This is a genomic window from Curtobacterium sp. MMLR14_006 (assembly GCF_001864985.1).
Taxonomy (GTDB): Bacteria; Actinomycetota; Actinomycetes; order Actinomycetales; family Microbacteriaceae; genus Curtobacterium.
In genome coordinates this window covers 46,568-63,415 of the sequence record NZ_MJGU01000007.1, presented here as the reverse complement: position 1 = coordinate 63,415, position 16,848 = coordinate 46,568, and the positions used below count along the sequence as shown (strand labels likewise).

General features: G+C 71.8%; 18 protein-coding genes. 6 read left to right on the top strand and 12 right to left on the bottom strand.

Going from position 1 to position 16,848, the window contains the following annotated elements; all coding sequences use genetic code 11:
- Together BIU94_RS02915 and nagA are read left to right on the top strand one after the other, a co-directional pair.
- Entirely contained in the window at positions 1-414 is a 414-nt protein-coding gene (locus BIU94_RS02915) for a YrdB family protein (protein WP_083404546.1), read from the top strand.
- Positions 411-1,577 (top strand): N-acetylglucosamine-6-phosphate deacetylase, encoded by a 1,167-nt coding sequence (gene nagA / locus BIU94_RS02910; RefSeq protein WP_071254040.1) that lies wholly within the window; start codon positions 411-413, stop codon positions 1,575-1,577. The genes BIU94_RS02915 and nagA overlap by 4 nt, the downstream gene beginning before the upstream one ends.
- Before the next feature lie 4 nt (positions 1,578-1,581).
- Here the strand turns inward: nagA and BIU94_RS02905 are convergent, their stop codons facing one another.
- The 6 genes from BIU94_RS02905 to BIU94_RS17225 all read right to left on the bottom strand — a co-directional run bounded on the left by BIU94_RS02905 (position 1,582) and on the right by BIU94_RS17225 (position 7,203).
- Positions 1,582-3,270, bottom strand: coding sequence for an ABC transporter ATP-binding protein (locus BIU94_RS02905; RefSeq protein ID WP_139196260.1), 1,689 nt, complete (start codon positions 3,268-3,270; stop codon positions 1,582-1,584).
- 75 nt (positions 3,271-3,345) lie between these two features.
- Positions 3,346-3,468 carry a class III lanthipeptide gene (locus BIU94_RS18245; RefSeq protein WP_217639470.1) on the bottom strand — a complete coding sequence of 41 codons (123 nt, stop codon included), beginning with the start codon at positions 3,466-3,468 and terminating at the stop codon, positions 3,346-3,348.
- Positions 3,422-6,076 carry a class III lanthionine synthetase LanKC gene (lanKC, locus tag BIU94_RS02900; protein ID WP_071254037.1) on the bottom strand — a complete coding sequence of 885 codons (2,655 nt, stop codon included), beginning with the start codon at positions 6,074-6,076 and terminating at the stop codon, positions 3,422-3,424. The genes BIU94_RS18245 and lanKC overlap by 47 nt, the downstream gene beginning before the upstream one ends.
- A 66-nt stretch (positions 6,077-6,142) precedes the next feature.
- A complete protein-coding gene (locus tag BIU94_RS17655) occupies positions 6,143-6,298 on the bottom strand; it encodes a hypothetical protein (protein WP_175472135.1) in 156 nt (51 codons plus the stop codon).
- Complete coding sequence (locus tag BIU94_RS02895) at positions 6,295-6,480, bottom strand: class III lanthipeptide (RefSeq protein WP_071254035.1); 186 nt, start codon at positions 6,478-6,480, stop codon at positions 6,295-6,297. Before BIU94_RS02895 ends, BIU94_RS17655 begins: the two co-directional genes overlap by 4 nt.
- Positions 6,481-6,525: 45 nt before the next feature.
- Positions 6,526-7,203 (bottom strand): serine protease, encoded by a 678-nt coding sequence (locus BIU94_RS17225; protein WP_302846885.1) that lies wholly within the window; start codon positions 7,201-7,203, stop codon positions 6,526-6,528.
- Between the two features lie 344 nt (positions 7,204-7,547).
- Here BIU94_RS17225 and BIU94_RS02885 point away from each other — a divergent pair, with 344 nt between their 5' ends.
- Positions 7,548-7,937: a hypothetical protein gene (locus BIU94_RS02885; protein ID WP_071254031.1), complete on the top strand. Its 390-nt coding sequence runs from the start codon at positions 7,548-7,550 to the stop codon at positions 7,935-7,937.
- A 47-nt stretch (positions 7,938-7,984) separates the two neighbouring features.
- Here BIU94_RS02885 and BIU94_RS02880 read toward each other — a convergent pair whose 3' ends face one another.
- From BIU94_RS02880 to BIU94_RS02870, 3 genes are all read right to left on the bottom strand, one after another.
- Positions 7,985-8,362, bottom strand: a complete 378-nt coding sequence (locus tag BIU94_RS02880) for a GntR family transcriptional regulator (RefSeq protein WP_071254029.1) — start codon at positions 8,360-8,362, stop codon at positions 7,985-7,987.
- A 16-nt stretch (positions 8,363-8,378) separates the two neighbouring features.
- Positions 8,379-9,239: a hypothetical protein gene (locus BIU94_RS02875; protein ID WP_071254027.1), complete on the bottom strand. Its 861-nt coding sequence runs from the start codon at positions 9,237-9,239 to the stop codon at positions 8,379-8,381.
- Between the two features lie 77 nt (positions 9,240-9,316).
- Complete coding sequence (locus BIU94_RS02870; protein WP_175472136.1) at positions 9,317-10,180, bottom strand: SMP-30/gluconolactonase/LRE family protein; 864 nt, start codon at positions 10,178-10,180, stop codon at positions 9,317-9,319.
- A gap of 135 nt (positions 10,181-10,315) precedes the next feature.
- Here BIU94_RS02870 and BIU94_RS02865 point away from each other — a divergent pair, with 135 nt between their 5' ends.
- Positions 10,316-11,293 carry an SDR family NAD(P)-dependent oxidoreductase gene (locus BIU94_RS02865; RefSeq protein WP_071254025.1) on the top strand — a complete coding sequence of 326 codons (978 nt, stop codon included), beginning with the start codon at positions 10,316-10,318 and terminating at the stop codon, positions 11,291-11,293.
- 31 nt (positions 11,294-11,324) lie between these two features.
- Here BIU94_RS02865 and BIU94_RS02860 read toward each other — a convergent pair whose 3' ends face one another.
- Together BIU94_RS02860 and BIU94_RS02855 are read right to left on the bottom strand one after the other, a co-directional pair.
- Positions 11,325-13,781, bottom strand: coding sequence for a GH92 family glycosyl hydrolase (locus BIU94_RS02860; RefSeq protein ID WP_254784722.1), 2,457 nt, complete (start codon positions 13,779-13,781; stop codon positions 11,325-11,327).
- A gap of 42 nt (positions 13,782-13,823) precedes the next feature.
- A complete protein-coding gene (locus BIU94_RS02855) occupies positions 13,824-14,726 on the bottom strand; it encodes an SDR family NAD(P)-dependent oxidoreductase (RefSeq protein ID WP_071254021.1) in 903 nt (300 codons plus the stop codon).
- A 76-nt stretch (positions 14,727-14,802) separates the two neighbouring features.
- Between BIU94_RS02855 and BIU94_RS02850 the strand changes: the two genes are divergently transcribed.
- Complete coding sequence (locus BIU94_RS02850) at positions 14,803-15,378, top strand: TetR/AcrR family transcriptional regulator (protein WP_083404544.1); 576 nt, start codon at positions 14,803-14,805, stop codon at positions 15,376-15,378.
- Here BIU94_RS02850 and BIU94_RS02845 read toward each other — a convergent pair.
- Entirely contained in the window at positions 15,320-15,607 is a 288-nt protein-coding gene (locus tag BIU94_RS02845) for a hypothetical protein (RefSeq protein ID WP_071254019.1), read from the bottom strand. The genes BIU94_RS02850 and BIU94_RS02845 overlap by 59 nt on opposite strands.
- Positions 15,608-15,652: 45 nt before the next feature.
- Between BIU94_RS02845 and BIU94_RS02840 the strand changes: the two genes are divergently transcribed.
- Positions 15,653-16,840, top strand: a complete 1,188-nt coding sequence (locus BIU94_RS02840; protein WP_071254017.1) for a MalY/PatB family protein — start codon at positions 15,653-15,655, stop codon at positions 16,838-16,840.
- The last annotated feature ends 8 nt before the right edge of the window (positions 16,841-16,848 follow it).

The following is a 16,848-nucleotide window of genomic DNA, read 5'->3' as shown; positions in this document are numbered from 1 at the left end:
ATGACCAACGCCCCGCAGTCCCCCGTCGACTGGAACGGTGTCCCGGCACCGGCACCGACACCGGCAGCCGGCTCCCGACGGCGCCCGGACGGCTGGCAGGTCCTGCGGGTCGTCGTGTGCGTGTTCGGCCTGCTATCCCTGGCGTACTGGGGCTACCTCGCGTGGCCGTTCCCGTTCCCGGGCGTCCTGTTCATGATCGGCGCACCGCTGTTCGCCGCCGTGGTCTGGTACTTCTTCCGCTCGCCGCGCTCCCCGATCGAGACCGACATCGTCGGCAAGACCATCGTCGAGGTCGCCCTGGTCGTCGCCGCAGGCGGCGCCTGGCTCGCGATCGGGCACCCGGTGGTGGGCCTGGTCTTCGTCGTGGTCGCCGCCCTGAGCGGTGTGGTCGCGTTCCGCAGGGAGACCGCATGAGTGCCACGGGCCTCCAGACCGGCCGGGAGGCCCAGCGCACCCTGGTGCGCGCAGCCCGCGTCGTCGACGCGGCCGGCACCACGGCGGACGGCTGGGTCCTCGTCGTCGGTGACGCGGTCCACGCGGTCGGCTCCAGCCCCGACGCCCCCGCGGCGGACCAGGTCGTCGACCTGGGCGACGCGGTCCTGACGCCCGGCTTCGTCGACCTGCACGGCCACGGCGGAGCGGCCCAGGCGTACGAGGACGACACCGTCGACGCGGCGCTCGCGATGCACCGGGCGCACGGCACGACCCGCTCGGTCCTGTCGCTCGTCGCGAACCCCGTCGACGCCCTCGTGGCGTCGCTCGAGCGGATCCGCGCCGTGCGGACGGCCGACCCGCTCGTGCTCGGCGTGCACCTGGAGGGGCCGTTCCTGTCCCCGCACAACAAGGGCGCACACAACGAGTCGTTCCTCGTCGACCCGACACCGGCGGCCGTCGAGGCGCTGCTCGAGGCCGGCGACGGCGTGCTCCGCCAGGTCACCGTCGCCCCGGAGCTGCCGGGCGCGCTCGACGCCGTCCGCCGCTTCGTCGACGCGGGCGTCGTCGTGGCGGTCGGCCACACCGTCGGCACCCTCGACCAGGCACGCGCGGCCTTCGACGCCGGTGCGACCGTGCTCACGCACGCGTTCAACGCCATGCCGGGCATCCACCACCGGGCACCCGGCCCGATCGGCGCCGCGATCGCCGACGAACGGGTGACCCTCGAGCTCATCCTGGACGGCGTGCACGTGCACCCGGTCGTCGCGGACACGCTGTTCCGTGCCGCACCCGGCCGGGTCGCGCTGATCACCGACGCGATGGGCGCCGCCGGGGCAGCCGACGGCTCCTACCGGCTCGGGTCGCTCGACGTGACCGTCACGGACGGTGTCGCGCTGGTGGCGGGGACCGGGACGATCGCCGGCTCGACGCTCACGCAGGACGTGGCGCTCCGCAACGCCGTCGCGCTCGCCGGGCGGACGCTGCCCGAGGCCGTCGCGGCCCTGACGAGCGTGCCGGCTGCGGCGTTGGGGCTCGGCGACCGGCTGGGCCGGCTCGCGCCGGGGTACGCCGCGGACCTCGTGGCGCTGTCACCGGCGCTCGAGGTGCAGCGGGTCTGGGGCGGCGGGCGCGAGCTGGGCTGAGCGCTCAGTCGCCCCCAGATCGACCGGCGTCAGTCGCCGTCCGTCCGCGGACATCGACGGACCGGGACGCGACGCCGCCCGGACGACCACCGATCGTGACCACCGCGTCTGCTGCGGCGATCGTCGACCGTCGATGAGAGATCATGACGATCGTGACCTCGCCGCGCAGCCGCTGCAGGGCGTCGTCGACGATCCGCTCGGATTCCGCATCGAGCCCGGACGTCGGCTCGTCGAGGAGCAACACGTCCGGTCGGACGAGCAGCGCTCGGATGATGGCCACTCGCTGACGCTCGCCGCCGGAGAGCGTCGTCGCGTCCCGTGTCGCTTCGAGCCCTCCCACGGTCCTCGTGAGACAGAACGCCTCGAGGAGCTCAGCGAGCAGCACGGCGTCGAGTTCTCGGCCGTCCAAGGAGAGGTTGTCGTACACGCTCCCGGGCCGCATCGTCGCGGCTTGATCGACAAGACCGATCCGGCTCCGCAGCGCCGCTTCCGGTAGTTCGTCCACGGACACGCCGTCGAGCAGGACGGCTCCTGCATCCGCCGTCGTGAACCGTTCGACCAGGTTGAGCAGCGTCGTCTTCCCCGCGCCGGACGGGCCGATGATCACCGTCCGCTGTCCGGCGCGGGCCGTGAAGCTCACGTCGTCGAGGAGCAGCCGCCCCTCGACGCGGAGTGTGATCCCCTGGAAGTCGATGCGCGGCGCCGACCCGCCCTGCTCGACGGTCAGGGACTCGTTCCGTGGCAATGGCCGCTCCATCGCGGTCACACCCTCGATGCGACGATGGGCGCCCTGTGCTTCGAGGACGGCGACCGCAGCGTTCAACAGCTCCGTACTCGGTTGGACGAGGAGCCCGAAGAACATCACGAACGTCGCGAGGTCGGCGATCGTGGTCCCACCGCCGGCCACGCGGAGCCCGCCGGTCACCAGCACGCTGACGAAGGCCGATTGGAAGGCGAGTTGCGTCACGGGCGCCACCCAAGCCCGGGTCACAGCGATGCGCTCGCCGTGCCGTCGCACCTGCTCTGCCAGGGCTGCCCCTCTGCGGATGGCATGCTCCTCGCCGCGGTACGCAGTGATCACCAGTCGCGACGAGGCGACTGCCTCGATCTCGTTCCCGTAGCGCCCGAGCGCCACCTGCGCCTCGTCCGTGAGCTCGGAGATCCGTTTCCCCGCCAGGAGCGCGACTGAGGCGGCGCCACCGATGGCAGCCAACGCGACTGCGAAGGTCAGCGGATCGAGGAGGATGAGCGCCACGACGCTGCCCACCACGAGGACGAGGGCTCCGACGACGTCGACGAAACCGGAAGCGGCAGCACGCCGGAGCGCCGCGACGTCGGATGTGCCACGGGACACGAGGTCTCCGATCCCGTCACGCCGTATCCAGCCCGGTGGCGCGGTGACGATGGCCGAGAAGACCGTTCTCCGCAACGAAGCCGCCGCGTGTTCCGCTGCCGTTTCGACCAGACGTTCCCGGACACCGGTCAGGACGGCGACAGTACCGAGCAACGCAGCGAACGCCACGACGGCCCACCAGGGGATGGCCGCACCGGAGGTGGCTCCTTCGATGACCTGCTGCAGGACGAGCGGCTGGGCCAGTGCTGCTCCCGACGCGAGGAGTCCGGCCACGGCTGCTGTCACGACGCGTCCGCGCGCACCGGCGAGGTGCCCCCACAGGACCCGGACGATGGACATCACGATGCCTTCCACTCGGATGGGTGAACGGTGTGCTCCCGGGGGTCGAGAGCACACCGTTCACGTCTGGAGCGCTCAACAAATGGCGAAGCTGATCGTGCTGATCACCTTGCAGTTGATGCTGACGCTGGAGCCTGCACGCAGCTCGATGTCATCCTGCGACTCGAGACCCTGCAGCGAGAGGACCTGGTTCTTCATCTGTTCCACCTCCCTCCATCGCTCGGGACGGTACCGTCGCGCGGTCGCGCGCCGGAAGCAATCGGTCGGCGTTCGGTACGGGGAGCCAGCCGAGCGGCCGACCTGCCGCCTCGTGGAGGGCGAGGAGCGCCCCCGCGGACCCGGTGGAGAGATCGAACGAGAGTCGGTACGAGAAGTCGCCGGGAACCACGTCGAACCCGTTCCGGCGGAGGAGGTACAGCTCGAGTGTCCGTACCGCTCGGGGGACGAACGTCGATGCACCATCGAGGTGCAGGGCCGTGTCCACCGCGGCCGCCGCCGTGATGAGTCCGGACGCACCTCGGAAGAGGCCGGGGCTGTAGTAGCAGCGCGACTGCGTCGTCACACCGATGCCGTGGAGTTCGTCCTCCCACTCATCCGAACCGGTCCTCGCTCGGTAGGAGGCGATCGCGACGGCGAGCCCCGCGCTCCCCCCGGCGAGGTACGGGATGACTCGCGCGTCCTCCTTGACCTGGAACATCCCGTCCCGAGACACCACACAGATGTCGAGTTCGTGCTCGATGGCTCTCCGAGCGCCGTCGAGGTAGGCACGGTTCGTCGACACGCGTGAGCATGCGGTGAGGAACAGCGCGACGCCCGCCCATCCGTCGATCAGCCCGATCGGGACTCCGTCCGGGTCTTCCACACGGAGTTCTGGGTGCCGCTCGACACGACCCAGCAGGTCGTCGGCGACGCTGAGCGCGGGTGCGAGGAGGGCGCCGAGTCCCGTCAGCTCACTCGCCTGCAGCAGGAGCAGCCCACGCCCGGCCGAGCCCGAGCGGATCGCCACGTCGTCGTCAGGAGGGGCGGCCGCGACGCGTTCGAGGAGCGGGCGGGCCTCCTCGATCAGTCCGAGTTCGAGGAGGACGCCTGCCACACCGGCGGATCCGGAGAAGAGACCGGTGTCGGCACCGGCCCCGAGCAGACGCTGCGCCGCCTCGATCAGCCAGAGCCGTGCCTCGTCCGGCACTCCTCCTGTCCGGCTGAGTGCCAAGACGACTCCCGCGGCCCCTGTCGCGACGTCGTCGCGACCGTGTCGGTTCTCGTACTGTCGGATGTCTCCGGGAGCCAGCCGGTCCGTGTCGGGGACGAGGCTGTCCAGGAGTCCTTCTCGGAGCGACTCCGTGACGGCCCGCATGTCCGACGGGCTGGCGAGCCGGTGCTGTGACGGCGCGAGCGGTCCTGCCGCAGCCGGCGTGAGCGCTGCAGCACGCGCCTCGATGTCGCGGATCAGGGCGACCGGCTCCGCCCCGAACTGCTCCTCGATCCACCGGTCGTGCTCCGACGCCAGCTCCGGGGCGAGGTCGATCGTGGGGCCGACCGGGAGGAACACGAATCGCGCGATCCGGGCCAGCGCGAACCAGTCCATGCCCTCGCGGCTGGACCCGGGAGGGGCAGCGAAGCCGACGGTCATCAGGCCCGAGTGGACTTCGTCATCGAGGTCACTGGCCGCCTCGAAGTCGATCAGGCGGACTTCGCCATCGGTGCTGATCATGATGTTCGCGGGTTGCAGGTCACCGAGTCCCACTCCCCGCGCATGCACGTCGACCATCGCTGCTCGGGCTTGGCGGACGATGCGACAGGCGTCGCTCGTGAACTGGCCCACGTCGGCATCGCGTCCGAACGGGTAGAAGGCAGCCGTCCACGAGTTCAACGTCGTCCCTTCGACGTAGTCCTCAGCGATGAACCGGTGCTCCCAGACCGAGAACTCGTCGTGGATCCGTGGCACCCACGGGCTGCCGTCGAGGCGCCGGAGCACATCGGCTTCGATGGCGAGCCTCGCGACGGCATCTCGCCCCTGTCCGTCGAGTCCGGCGCCGGGCCGTGCCTCCTTCAACACGACCTGCAGGCCGTCCGTGGAACGGGTCGCCCGGTAGACGCCGCCTCCGTTGCTGTGGTGGAGAGCGCTGTGCACGTCGTACGGCATCTCTGCATCGTCCGACGTGGCTTCCAGCTGTTCCCGGACACGACGCACCGCTGCGGGCTCTTCGACGAAGTCGGGTTCCGAGTAGACAGGTGCCCGGTCGTCACGGACGACGTTGCCGTCGGGGTCCGTGATGCCGAGGTGCCCTCCGCCGTCCGGGCCGCTCGTCCGCTGCTCCACGAAGCCTCCGTAGCGGTACGAGACGTTGCCGGATCGCCAGCGTCGGTCGCTGAGGACGTACGGCCCCGCAGGCATCCCCGCGAGCGTGGTGTCCAGCACGTCGAGCAGCTCGACGAAGTCGTCGTCGTCCCTCGGGTAGACGGTCACGAACTTGCCGGAACTCGATCGATCGCCGTACTTGGAGTTCTTGAGCAGGAGTTCCATCACCGCACCCACGAACTTGAACGGCGTACCGCGCTGGTACAGGACAGGCGCGATGCGGTCGAGCGTCTCGTCCGCGCCCGAAGCCGGGGCCGTGATGTGGATCTTCCACCCCTGCGCGGGCAGGGACGCCCCGGGGACGAAGACGTACGTCCAGTGCTCCTCGGCACGGACTTCCCATCCGTCGGGCGGCTCGGGCAGCACGTGCAGCTGGTCGGCCGGACGAACGGGGTTCACGTAGACGGACTCGTCTGCTTGCAAGTACCGCAGGTAGCGGAAGTCCATGGAGTGGCTCCTCGATTCGGGCCGGACCGGTCCGGGCGTCACCGCCCGGGCCGACCCGGCTGATCATCAACAGACGGCGATGCTCGCCGTGCTCGCCGGCATGATCGTCGTGAGGGGGCAGAGGAAGTAGCTCGTCATCGAGAAGATGCTGTCCGCCTGCGCCGGGGCGTCGGCGGGGCCGACCTTCATCCCCTGGAGCGCGAGGACGGAACGCCCCTTCATCGCGATGCCTCGCCGTTCGGACTCGTCGGGCACATGTAGATGCTCAACGAGGACTGCTGCTTGCAGATGAGGCTGAGGTTGGACGTCAGGCCGGCCTGGGCGACGTCGTCCGCAGCGAGACCCTGCAGGTCGAGCACGGCGGCGCTGTCGGAGCGCCGTTGGATCAGAGTTGCGGTGGGCATGTGGTTCCTTTCGTTCTGTTTCCGGGGGTCCTTGGGCGCTTCGGATCAGCGGATCCGAGCGGGGGCCAGGTCGAGCGTGGCGAAGGCCGGGTCCTCCGCCCCGTGGAGGTTCGCGGCAGCAGCGCGAAGCGACGCGATGGACAGCACGGGTCCGAAGAGCCGCCCCGGCTGGCTCCGAAGGGCGATGCTCGTCACCGACACGACCTCCCCTGCTCCGCCAGGGACGGGGACGGTCCAGGGGCCACCCGACGCGCCACGCTCGAGGGCGGCGTCCACCGAGAGCATCGGGACGGCACCAGCCGGCGTGACCCGTGCTGATCGCCAGCGCGGGCGCTCTGCTCGGAGCAACTTGTTCTCGATGCCGACGAGCGTCACGCGGTCGGGCAGCGAGCCTGTGTGCAGGTCGGCTGCCGCGAGATCGTCGAACCGGTCGGCACGGAGAAGAGCGAAATCGTGCTGCACGTCTCCTGACTCGACCCACGGTCGAGGCACCGCCATGCGGAGTGCGACGACGTCGTCAGGACGCCCGGATCTCCACGAGTGTCTTCGTGGTTCGCGCCACGGAGAAAAGCGCACGTGAATCGGTCGGGACTCAAGCCAACGGAAATGCACACAATGCGCCGCGGTGAGCAGGAAATGCGACCCGTCGACATCGACGAGAGCACCTGTCCCAGCAGAACGGGAACGTCCCGAGAAACTGAGGACCTTCCCGAAGCAGCTCACCCCGGACACAGCCCGACAGCTCTCCTACCAGTGGCGAACCGTCGAGTACGCATCACCCAGAAGGAGAACGGGTCGGAAGAAACACCTGATCATGGTCGACAACAGCCACTGCAACCCCCTGTGAGTGCGGCTCATCTGCGAACAACACGGTCGGTATCGGCTCGTCCGTGTCTCGATCCGCCGTCCGGCCAGACCCCCTGACTGACGACACGTCCACCGTAAACACCGCTCGCCCGAAATGTCCACCCCAATCGAGATATTTTCTCGACGACAATTCGACCGGGCGCGAAACGCCTGGAGAACCGCCTTGACACGAATTGCTCGCGACACGCAGAATCGAAATCATGGCCACAGCGGAGAGCCCACCGCCGATCACGCTGCGGCGTCACCGGGCCGGCAACGTCGCCCTCGTGCTCGCGGTCTGTGCGGTGACGGCGTCGGTCGTGTGCTCGATCGTCGTCGGCGTCGGGCTCGGTCCCCTGGAACTCCGACAGCAGACGGGCACTCCTTCACCGCACGACGCGACGGCTGCTGCCGTCTACGTCGCGCTGGCTTGGTCCAACGTCATCTGGACCGGCCTGGGCGTCTGGGCGCTCGTCCTCGGGACGACTGCGATCGCCAAGAACCGGTCACGAGGAGCAGGCATCGCTGCAGTCGTCATCGCGGCGGTCGGCCCCGTGGCCTCGTTCGCCGTCTGGGTCGGGCTCACGCTGCTGACCGCGCCTCTGGGGTGACCGCGGACGCAGGACGACGCCCGCCACGACGGCACAGGGCCGAGCGCTCAGTCGCCCGGCGGCCGTCGTGCTGCCGCGACGAGCGCGGCGGCGACCAGCCGCTCGGCGTGCTCGTCGGGCACCCCGAGCCGTCGCACCGTCTCGACGTAGGACCGCGCGGCGGCGACCGCGGCACGTTCGGTGTCGTCGTCGTGCAGGCGGACGACCGTGCCGTTCCGCCCGCGGGTCTCGACCAGGCCGTCGGACTCGAGCTCGCGGTACGCCCGGGCGACGGTGTTCGGCGCGAGGCCGAGGTCGGCGGCGAGCTTGCGGACGGTGGGCAGCCGCTGGCCGGGGCGCAGGGCTCCGCCGTGGATCTGCTGCACGAGCTGCTGCCGGAGCTGCTCGAACGGTGGGAGCCGCGATGCGGCGTCGATCTCGATCATCGGTGCGCCGGTGGTCTCAGTGCCCGCGCTGCGCGGCGACCCCGGCGGGTGTGCCGGGCCAGAGCTGCTCGAGGTACCACGTGTCGGCGATGCGGCTCATCCTGACGAGCACGACGCTGCCGGCCGTGATGACGAACGCGGGGAGCAGCAGCCACGCCGATGCGGTGTCCGTCACGAGCAGGGTGCTGCCGATCAGCGTGATGAGCAGGACCTGTCGGATGCCGGTCGCCACCCCGTTGAGCGCCGACGAACGGAGGGCGTCGTCCCACATGAGCTCCTCGGTGGTGGCGGCGGGCTGTCCGCGGAGGACGAGGCGGCGGCCGAGGACCTCGAGGGCGACGAGGCTCAGGGTGGAGACCGCGAGGAGCGGGGCGACGACCACGGCGAGCCGCAGGTCCCGTCCACCGAGCTCGACGGCGACCAGGGCGATCGTGGCGAGCCAGAGCACCCACGCGAGCAGTCGGAGCAGGCTCGGCACGTAGGCCGAGAGCGTGACGGTGTCGAGGCGGGCGACCCGCGGGCGGTCGTCGTGCTGAAAGGCACCCAGGAAGGACGCCCAGACGAGTCCGGCGCCGTACCCGGCGACGGCGACGGCCGCACAGGCGTAGAGGCCGACCCGGTCGTGCTGCGAGCCGGTGGCGAACGTCACCCCGAGGGCGAGGGCGAGCCCTGCCAGGCCGCCGGAGGCGCTCCCGAGCAGTCGGGCGGCGGTCCGGGCCCGCAGGTCGGCCTCGAGCGCCGGCGGCACCGGGAGTCCGACGCGGGCGGCGAGGCGTTCGACCTGCCACGCCTGCACCGAGCGGGACCGGGCGCTCACGCCGACGAGGACCAGCGAGAGCGCGATCGCGCCGAGGATCCAGCCTGCTGCACCGTCCATCGTGACCCACTCCCTCGTCAGGCGTTGTGGCATCACATTGGTACAGAACCGGTTCTGTGTCAACCCATCCGCGGCAGTCAGGGGCCGGGCACCGCCACGCGGACCGCGCTGATCCGCCCGTCGTGCGTGCGGGCCGTCGTCGCCGGGTCGTAGCTGTCCGCGGTGGCGAGGTACAGCGTGCGGCCGTCGTCCCCGCCGAGGGCGCAGTCGACGGCGCACCGACCGGGAGCGTCGATCCGGTCCGTGACCTCGCCGCCCTCGACGACCCGCAGGAACTCGCCCGTGTCCACCGAGCAGACCCAGATCGCCCCCTCGGCGTCGACCGTGCTGCCGTCGGGCGTGACCCCCTCCGGCAGGGTCGCCCAGGTCCGCCGTCCGGTGAGCGAGCCGTCCGCCTCGATGTCGAACGCGGTCAGCCGTCCACCCCAGGTCTCGCTGACGACCAGTGTCCTGGTGCCCGGCAGCACGTTCGCGCTGTTCGGGAAGACGAGTCCGTCCGCGGCGAGCCGGGCGGACCCGTCGGGCTCGACCACCCAGAGCGGCCCGGGGCGGAGCTCCTCGCCGCCGTACAGGTCGTAGCCGAACGCGCCGATGTAGGTCCGGCCGGTGGCGTCGTCGACGACCAGGTCGTTGACGAGCGACGACTCGACCGACGACAGGTCGGCGAAGACCGACGTCGACCCGTCGGACTCGACCGCGACGATCGTGCGGGACTCCATCGCGCTGACGACGAGCCGACCGTCGGCGAGCCAGCCGAGGCCGGAGGACTGCCCGTCGACCCGGGCTTCGCACCGTGGGGCGTCGTCGGCGGACGGGTCGACCGAGAAGACCTCGCCGGTGTGCATGTCCGAGTACCAGAGCCGGCCGGCCCGCCAGCGGTTGCCCTCGGGGAATCGGATACCGGTGACGACGTCGGTCGCTGCGTCCAGGGAGATGTGCACGGATCCACCCTGCCACCCGTGTCGTGGCGGTCGGCAGCGTCCGCGCAGCCTTGCGAAACGGAACAGGGTTCCGTATCGTTGCCTCCGTTCCGGAAACCTGTTCCGGAAGACCTCCCGACGAGAGAGCCGCACGCCGTGACGACGAACCAGCACCCGATCCCCACCCCCTTCACCGCAGCCTCCACCGCTGCCGACGTCCTGGACGGCGTCGACCTCGACGGCCGCCACGTCGTCGTCACCGGCGGCCACGGACGCCTCGGCCGTGAGGCCACGCGCACCCTCGCCGCAGCCGGTGCCCACGTCACCGTTGCTTCCCGCGACACCGCACGCGCCGCCGCCGCGGTCGCCGGGATCCCCGGCGTCCGCGTCGAGGAGCTCGACCTCGCCGACCCGGCATCGACCGACGCGTTCGCGGCCCGCTGGACGGCGTCCGGCCGCCCGCTGCACGCGCTCGTGAACAACGCCGCCGTACTCTTCTCCCCGGAGCGCCGCCTCGACGCCCGCGGCAACGAGCTCGCGTTCTCGACGTCCCACCTCGGCCACTTCCGGCTCACGACCGCGCTGCTCCCCGCCCTCCGGGAGGCCCGTGGTGCGCGGGTCCTCACCGTCACGTCCGGCGCGGCCCGGTTCGGGCAGATCCACTGGGACGACCTCGCGTTCGCCGGCGGGTACGACCCGGGTGCGGCCTACGGGCAGTCGAAGCGGGCCAACGTCCTGTTCACCGTCGAGCTCGACCGCCGGTACGCCGACCAGGGCATCCGCGCCTTCGCGGCCCACCCCGGCGTCGCCATCGGTCCCGGACCGCACGACGCCGACCGGCTCGCCTCGTTCCGGGAGCAGGGCCTGGTCGACGACGACGGCGCGACGGTGATCGACCCCGCCGTCGGCAAGAAGACGATCGAGCAGGGCGCCGCGACGATCGTGTTCGGTGCGGCGAGCCCCCTGCTCGACGGCATCGGCGGGGTCTACCTGAAGGACAGCGACGTCGCGGTGCTCGACGACGAGGTCCGCCCCCTCACCGCCGACCACATCCCCTCGGACGCGAACACCGCGATGCTCGACCCGGACGACGCCCGCCGTCTGTGGACGGTGAGCGAGCAGCTCCTCGCCTGAGCCGGGCCCACTCGCTCAGCCGCCCATGCACTCACCGGTCGACCGGACGCCCTCGCTGTCCGGTCGCCCAGCGCGTGTCCGCCGTGTCCCCGACCCGGAGCGACAGCGTCCCGCCGCGGGTCACGAACGACGCCGGCACCCACGACCGCTCGAGGGTCCGCCCGTCCAGCCGTGCACCGTGGACGTACGGCTCGGTCCCGGAGGACCGGATGACGATCCGCTCCCCGCTCGACCGCCGGATGTCCACGGTGCTGAACGTCGGGCTGCCGATGAGCATCTCCGCCCGCCCCGGCGTCTGCGGGAACAGCCCGATCGACGCGAAGACGTACCAGGCGCTCATCGTGCCGAGGTCGTCGTTGCCCGGCAGGCCGTCGGGGCCGGTCGAGTAGGCGTCGTCGACGACGCGGCGCACGGTCTCCTGCGTCTTCCACGGGGCGCCGAGCGCGTTGTACATCCACGGCGTGTGGATGTCGGGCTCGTTCGTCGGGTCGAACTTCGTGGCGTCGCCACCGGTCACGGCCCAGTTGCCCGAGGCGTCGTGGAAGAAGGCATCGAGCCGGGCGATCGCGGCGTCGTCGCCGCCGAGCGCGCTCGACAGCCCTCGGACGTCCTGCGGCACGAGCCACGTGTACTGCGCACTCGTCCCCTGCGCGAACCCGGTCCCGGTCGAGGGCGACCAGCCGGGCGTCCACGAGCCGTCGGCCTGCCGAGCGGCCTGGTAGCCGACGGCGGCGTTGAAGGTGTTCTCCCAGTAGGTCCCACGCTCAGCGAACATCCGGGCGTCGGAGCGCAGACCGAGCGAGGAGGCCCAGTACCCGAGCGCGCTGTCGGCGATCGAGTCCTCGAGGGTCTCGGCGGCGCCGCCCCAGCACGAGCAGTCGTCGTTCGCGGCGTAGTGCCGCTCCAGGTACTCGTCGAGTGCGGGCCGCTGCGCCAGGCACTGCCCCGGGCACCCGATGTCGCTCTCGGCGTCGGTGTTCTCGACCGTCGCCTGGTGCTTCAGGGAGGCGTAGGCGGCCCGGACGTCGAAGTTCCGGACGCCCATGGCGTACCAGGTGGCGAGCGTCGCGGCCGAGGGGTCGCCGGTCATCACGTGGGTCGGCGCTCCGAGGTGGAGCCACCGGTCCCACACGCCGCCGTTCTGCTCGGCGAACCGCAGCATCGACTGCGCCATGTCCCCGGCGACGTCCGGCCGCAGCAGTGCGAGCAGCTGGACCTGCGCCCGGTACTGGTCCCACCCGGAGTACGTGCCGTAGACGGCCCGGTGTCCGCGGTCCATCCGGTGCACCCGCTGGTCCGGCCCGAGGTAGCGGCCGTCGCGGTCGTTCAGCGTGTTCGGCTGCATGAGCGCGTGGTAGACGGACGTGTACAGCTGGGTGGTCCGGCCCGCCGTGCCGCCGCCGACGCGCAGGCGCGACAGTTCGCGGTTCCAGGAGGCCCGTGTGCCGGCCGCCACGCTGGCGACGGTCGAGCGCGGGGTCACTTCCCCGTCGCGGTTCGCGACAGCGCCTGCAGCGCTCACGTACGAGATGCCGATCTTCGCGTGCACCGTCGCACCGCGACGCGCGTCGAAGCCGATCCACGCGCCGGAGCCGCGTCCGGCACGGTCGGCGCCGGTGAGGTACCCCTCCCCACCGGAGGAGGCCGTGCCTCCCGGTCGGACCGTGCCGTCCTGCCAGGTGCCGGTGCTCGTGAACGCCGTGTCGAAGGTGGCCGTGAAGTACAGGCGGTAGTAGCTGCGCCGGTCGGGGTTGGTGGCACCGCCGCCGTTCGCGCGGCGACTGCAGAAGCCGCCCGTCAGGACGCTGCCGCTCACCGTGCGGGTGCGGGCGTCGACCCGGGTGGTGGCGGCCTCGCTGCCGTTGATCGAGTTCGACGTGCGGAAGAGCAGGTTCGCGGCCTTGCCGGCGGGGAACGCGAACGCGCCGACGCCGGCACGCGTCGTGACGGCGAGGTCGGTGCGGACGCCGTTGTCGAGCGCGACGCTGTACCGCCCGGGGCTCGCGGACTCGTCGTCGTGCGAGTACCCGGCGGCGTAGACGGCGTCCTTCGAGTCGGCCGACGGCGACGTCGTGATCGGGGTCGTGACCGGCATGATCGGCACGTCACCGGCGGCCCCCGGAGCGCAGCCGGCGCCGTTCAGGTGCGTCAGGCTGAACCCGCGCAGCCGGTTCACGTCGTACGAGTACCCGTTCGCGACCGGGGTCGAGGTCTGGTCGCCCGCGGTGCCGGTGGGGCTCCACTGCATCATGCCGAACGGGGCGGTGGCGCCCGGCCACGTGTTGCCGTCGCCGCTCGTGCCGATGAACGGGTCGACGTACCGCGCCGGGTCGGACACGGGCCGACCCGCGTGCGACGTCTGCGACGCGGGCGACGCGACGGCCGGTGCGGCGACGACCCCCGTCCCGAGCAGCGCGGCGATCGTGGCCGCCGCGGCGAGCGGCAGCGGACGGAGGAGCGGGCGACGGTGCACGCGGGATCGGTTCACACGGGCGACGCTAGCCCCCTCGAACGGGGGACGCGCGATCCGTCACCGAGCGGTCTCCTGCTGTTCACGTCGCTCCTCGACGAACGCCCGGACCCGAGCGCGGAACACCGGGTCCGCCGCCGGACCCCTCACCGGCACGACGTGCAGCCGCCGGTCACCACGACGGAGTGCCGGTCCGACGAACACCCCCTCGGTGACGTCCGGAGCGGTGGCGGCCCAGAGCGTCGAGCGGGCGCCGTCCGTGGCGGTCCGGGCCAGACTGCGGGCGACCATGCCGCCGAGGCGCTGCGTCAGGGTCTCCGCCTGGTCGTTCATCCCCGTCGCCGCGATGCCGGGGTGCGCGATCACCGACCGGACGTCCGAACCGGCAGCACGGAGTCGCTCGCCGAGGTCGACGCTCAGCGCTGCGACCGCGGTCTTCGAGTCGGTGTACACACCCAACTGCGAGTACTCGCCGGGGCCGTCGACCCCGCCGGGTCCGGGTACGCGGCGGGTGCGCTGCGACAGGTTCGAGCCGACGAGCACGATGCGGGGCGACGGCCCACCGAGCGACGGGAGCATCTCCTCGGCGAGCACGGCCGGTCCGACGACGTTCGTCGCCCAGGTGCGCTCGATGCCCTCGTCGGTGCGCCCGAACGTGCCGAGCGTCGCACCCGCGTTGTTGACGAGGGCATCCACGACGATGCCGTCCGCGGCGAGCTGCCGGGCGAACGCCGTGACGGACGCGACGGACGAGGTGTCGACGAGCCGCGCCTCCAGGTCGAGACCCGCGGGGAGGACGCGAGCCGCCTTGTCGAGGTCCCGCACGCCGGCGACCACGCGGGCGCCGGCGTGCGCGAGGGTCGTGGCGACGACGAGGCCGATCCCGCCGGTCGCGCCGGTGACCACCACGGTCCTGCCGTGCTGGTCGGGCATCGCTGCCGGTTCCCACTCGAAGCGGTCCATGGTCGTCTCCTGCTCGTTCGCCTACTGAATCGGATGATTCATCCGGAACGCTAGCACAACCGGATAGGGTGTCCACATGACGATCGCGATGGCTCGGCCCGAGGCGCTGCGCTCCGATGCCCAGCGCAACCGGACGGCACTGCTCGACGTGGCCCGCGCGTTCGTCGACCGGGGCGAACCGGCCCTGCTCAACGCCGTCGCGCACGAGGCCGGAGTCGGGGTCGGGACCGCCTACCGGCACTTCCCGAGCCAGCAGCACCTGCTCGAAGCGCTCGCGATCGACGCGCTCGAGGACATGCTCGACCAGGTCCGCGACGCCGTCGTGCTGCCGGACGCGGCCGATGCGCTCCGCGGGGTCGTCACCGCCGCGTTCCGGAGCATGGTGGACGACGCAGCCCTCGGCGACCTGCTGACGAACGGCGGGTTCTCCTGCGCGGACACCGCAGCACTCGCCGGCGACCTGGTGGTGTCCGTCGACGCACTGCTCGCGCGCGGACGCACCGAGGGGGTCGTCCGGACCGACGTCGACGCCGACGACCTCCGCCGACTGCTGTGCGGACTGCGCGAAGCGGCGGTCGCCGGCGGCACCCGGGTCAGCGATCCGGAGCGCTACGTCGAGATCCTGCTCGCCGGCCTGCGTCCGACGAGCTGACCGCCGCGCGGAGCACGCCGAGGCCGACGAGCGCGCCGAACCCGCAGACGGCCACCGCCGCGACGGCGACGGCGACGTAGGCCGCCTCGGTCGAGGACCCCCGGTAGGGCGTGTCGTCGAGCCACCCCAGTCCGGCGATCACGACGACCAGGCCGATCGCGACACTGCCGACGACCACCAGCACGGCGTCACGGACGGCCCGGAGCACGGTGCGCGAGCGGTGTTCCACCGGTTCATCCTGCCGTGCGGCGGCGGGCACTGTCAGGATGGGCGCATGAGCGTCATGGTCTCCCTCTTCGATGCACGCCGCAGCCGCACCAGCGAGAAGTACACGGCCTTCCCCCCGGACGTCCTGCCGATGTTCGTCGCCGAGATGGACTCGATGCTCGCCGAGCCGGTGCGCGAGGCCCTGCTCCGCGCGGTCACCGACGGGGACACCGGGTACGTCGGCCACGGACGAGCCCTGCCCGAGGCGTTCGCGGACTTCGCCGAGAGCCGGTGGGCCTGGCACGTCGACCCCGACCTCGTGCGCACCACCACCGACGTGTCGGTCGCCGCGGTGGAGATGCTGCGTCGGGTCATCGAGCCCGGCGACCAGGTCGTCGTCATGCCGCCCGTGTACCCGCCGTTCTGGGAGTACGTGTCCGAGGCCGGCGGCACCGTGACCGAGGTGCCGCTGCTCGCACCCGACGGCCCCGCCGACCCGTACGACACCACGGCAGGCTGGCGGATGGACCTGGACGGCATCGCCCGCGCCTTCGCCGATGGCGCCCGCACGGTGCTGCTCTGCAACCCGCACAACCCCCTCGGACTCGTGCACGACCGCGCCGCGCTCACCGCGCTCGCGAAGCTCGCCGCCGAGTGGGACGCCGTGGTCGTCTCGGACGAGATCCACGCGCCGCTCGTGCACGCCGACGGGGTCTTCACCCCGTTCCTGGAGTCCTGCCCCGAGGCCGCGTCGCTCGGGGTCGCCCTGACGAGTGCGAGCAAGGCGTGGAACCTGGCCGGCACCAAGTGCGCGCTCATCGTCGGCGCCTCGGAACGCGCCCGCGGCTGGTTCGACGCCCTGCCGACCGAGGTCGTCGAACGCACCGGGATCCTCGGCTACACCGCGAGCATCGCCGCCTTCAGCGAGGGTGAGCCGTGGCTCGCGTCACTGCTCACCGAGCTCGCCGCGAACCGTCGCACCCTCGCCGAACGGATCGGCGAGGTGCTGCCCGGGGCCGGCTACCGGCAGCCGCAGGCGTCCTACCTGGCGTGGCTCGACCTGCGCGCGCTGCCGTGGGGCGACGACCCCGCGGCGCTGCTCGTGGACGAGGCGAAGGTCGCCCTCGCCTCGGGCCCGGCGTTCGGTCGACAGGGCGCCGGGTACGCGCGCCTGAACTTCGGGTGCTCGGCGGAGACGCTCGACGAGGGACTCGACCGCCTGCACGCCGCCTACCGACAGCGCGCGGACGGCTGAACCGCCGG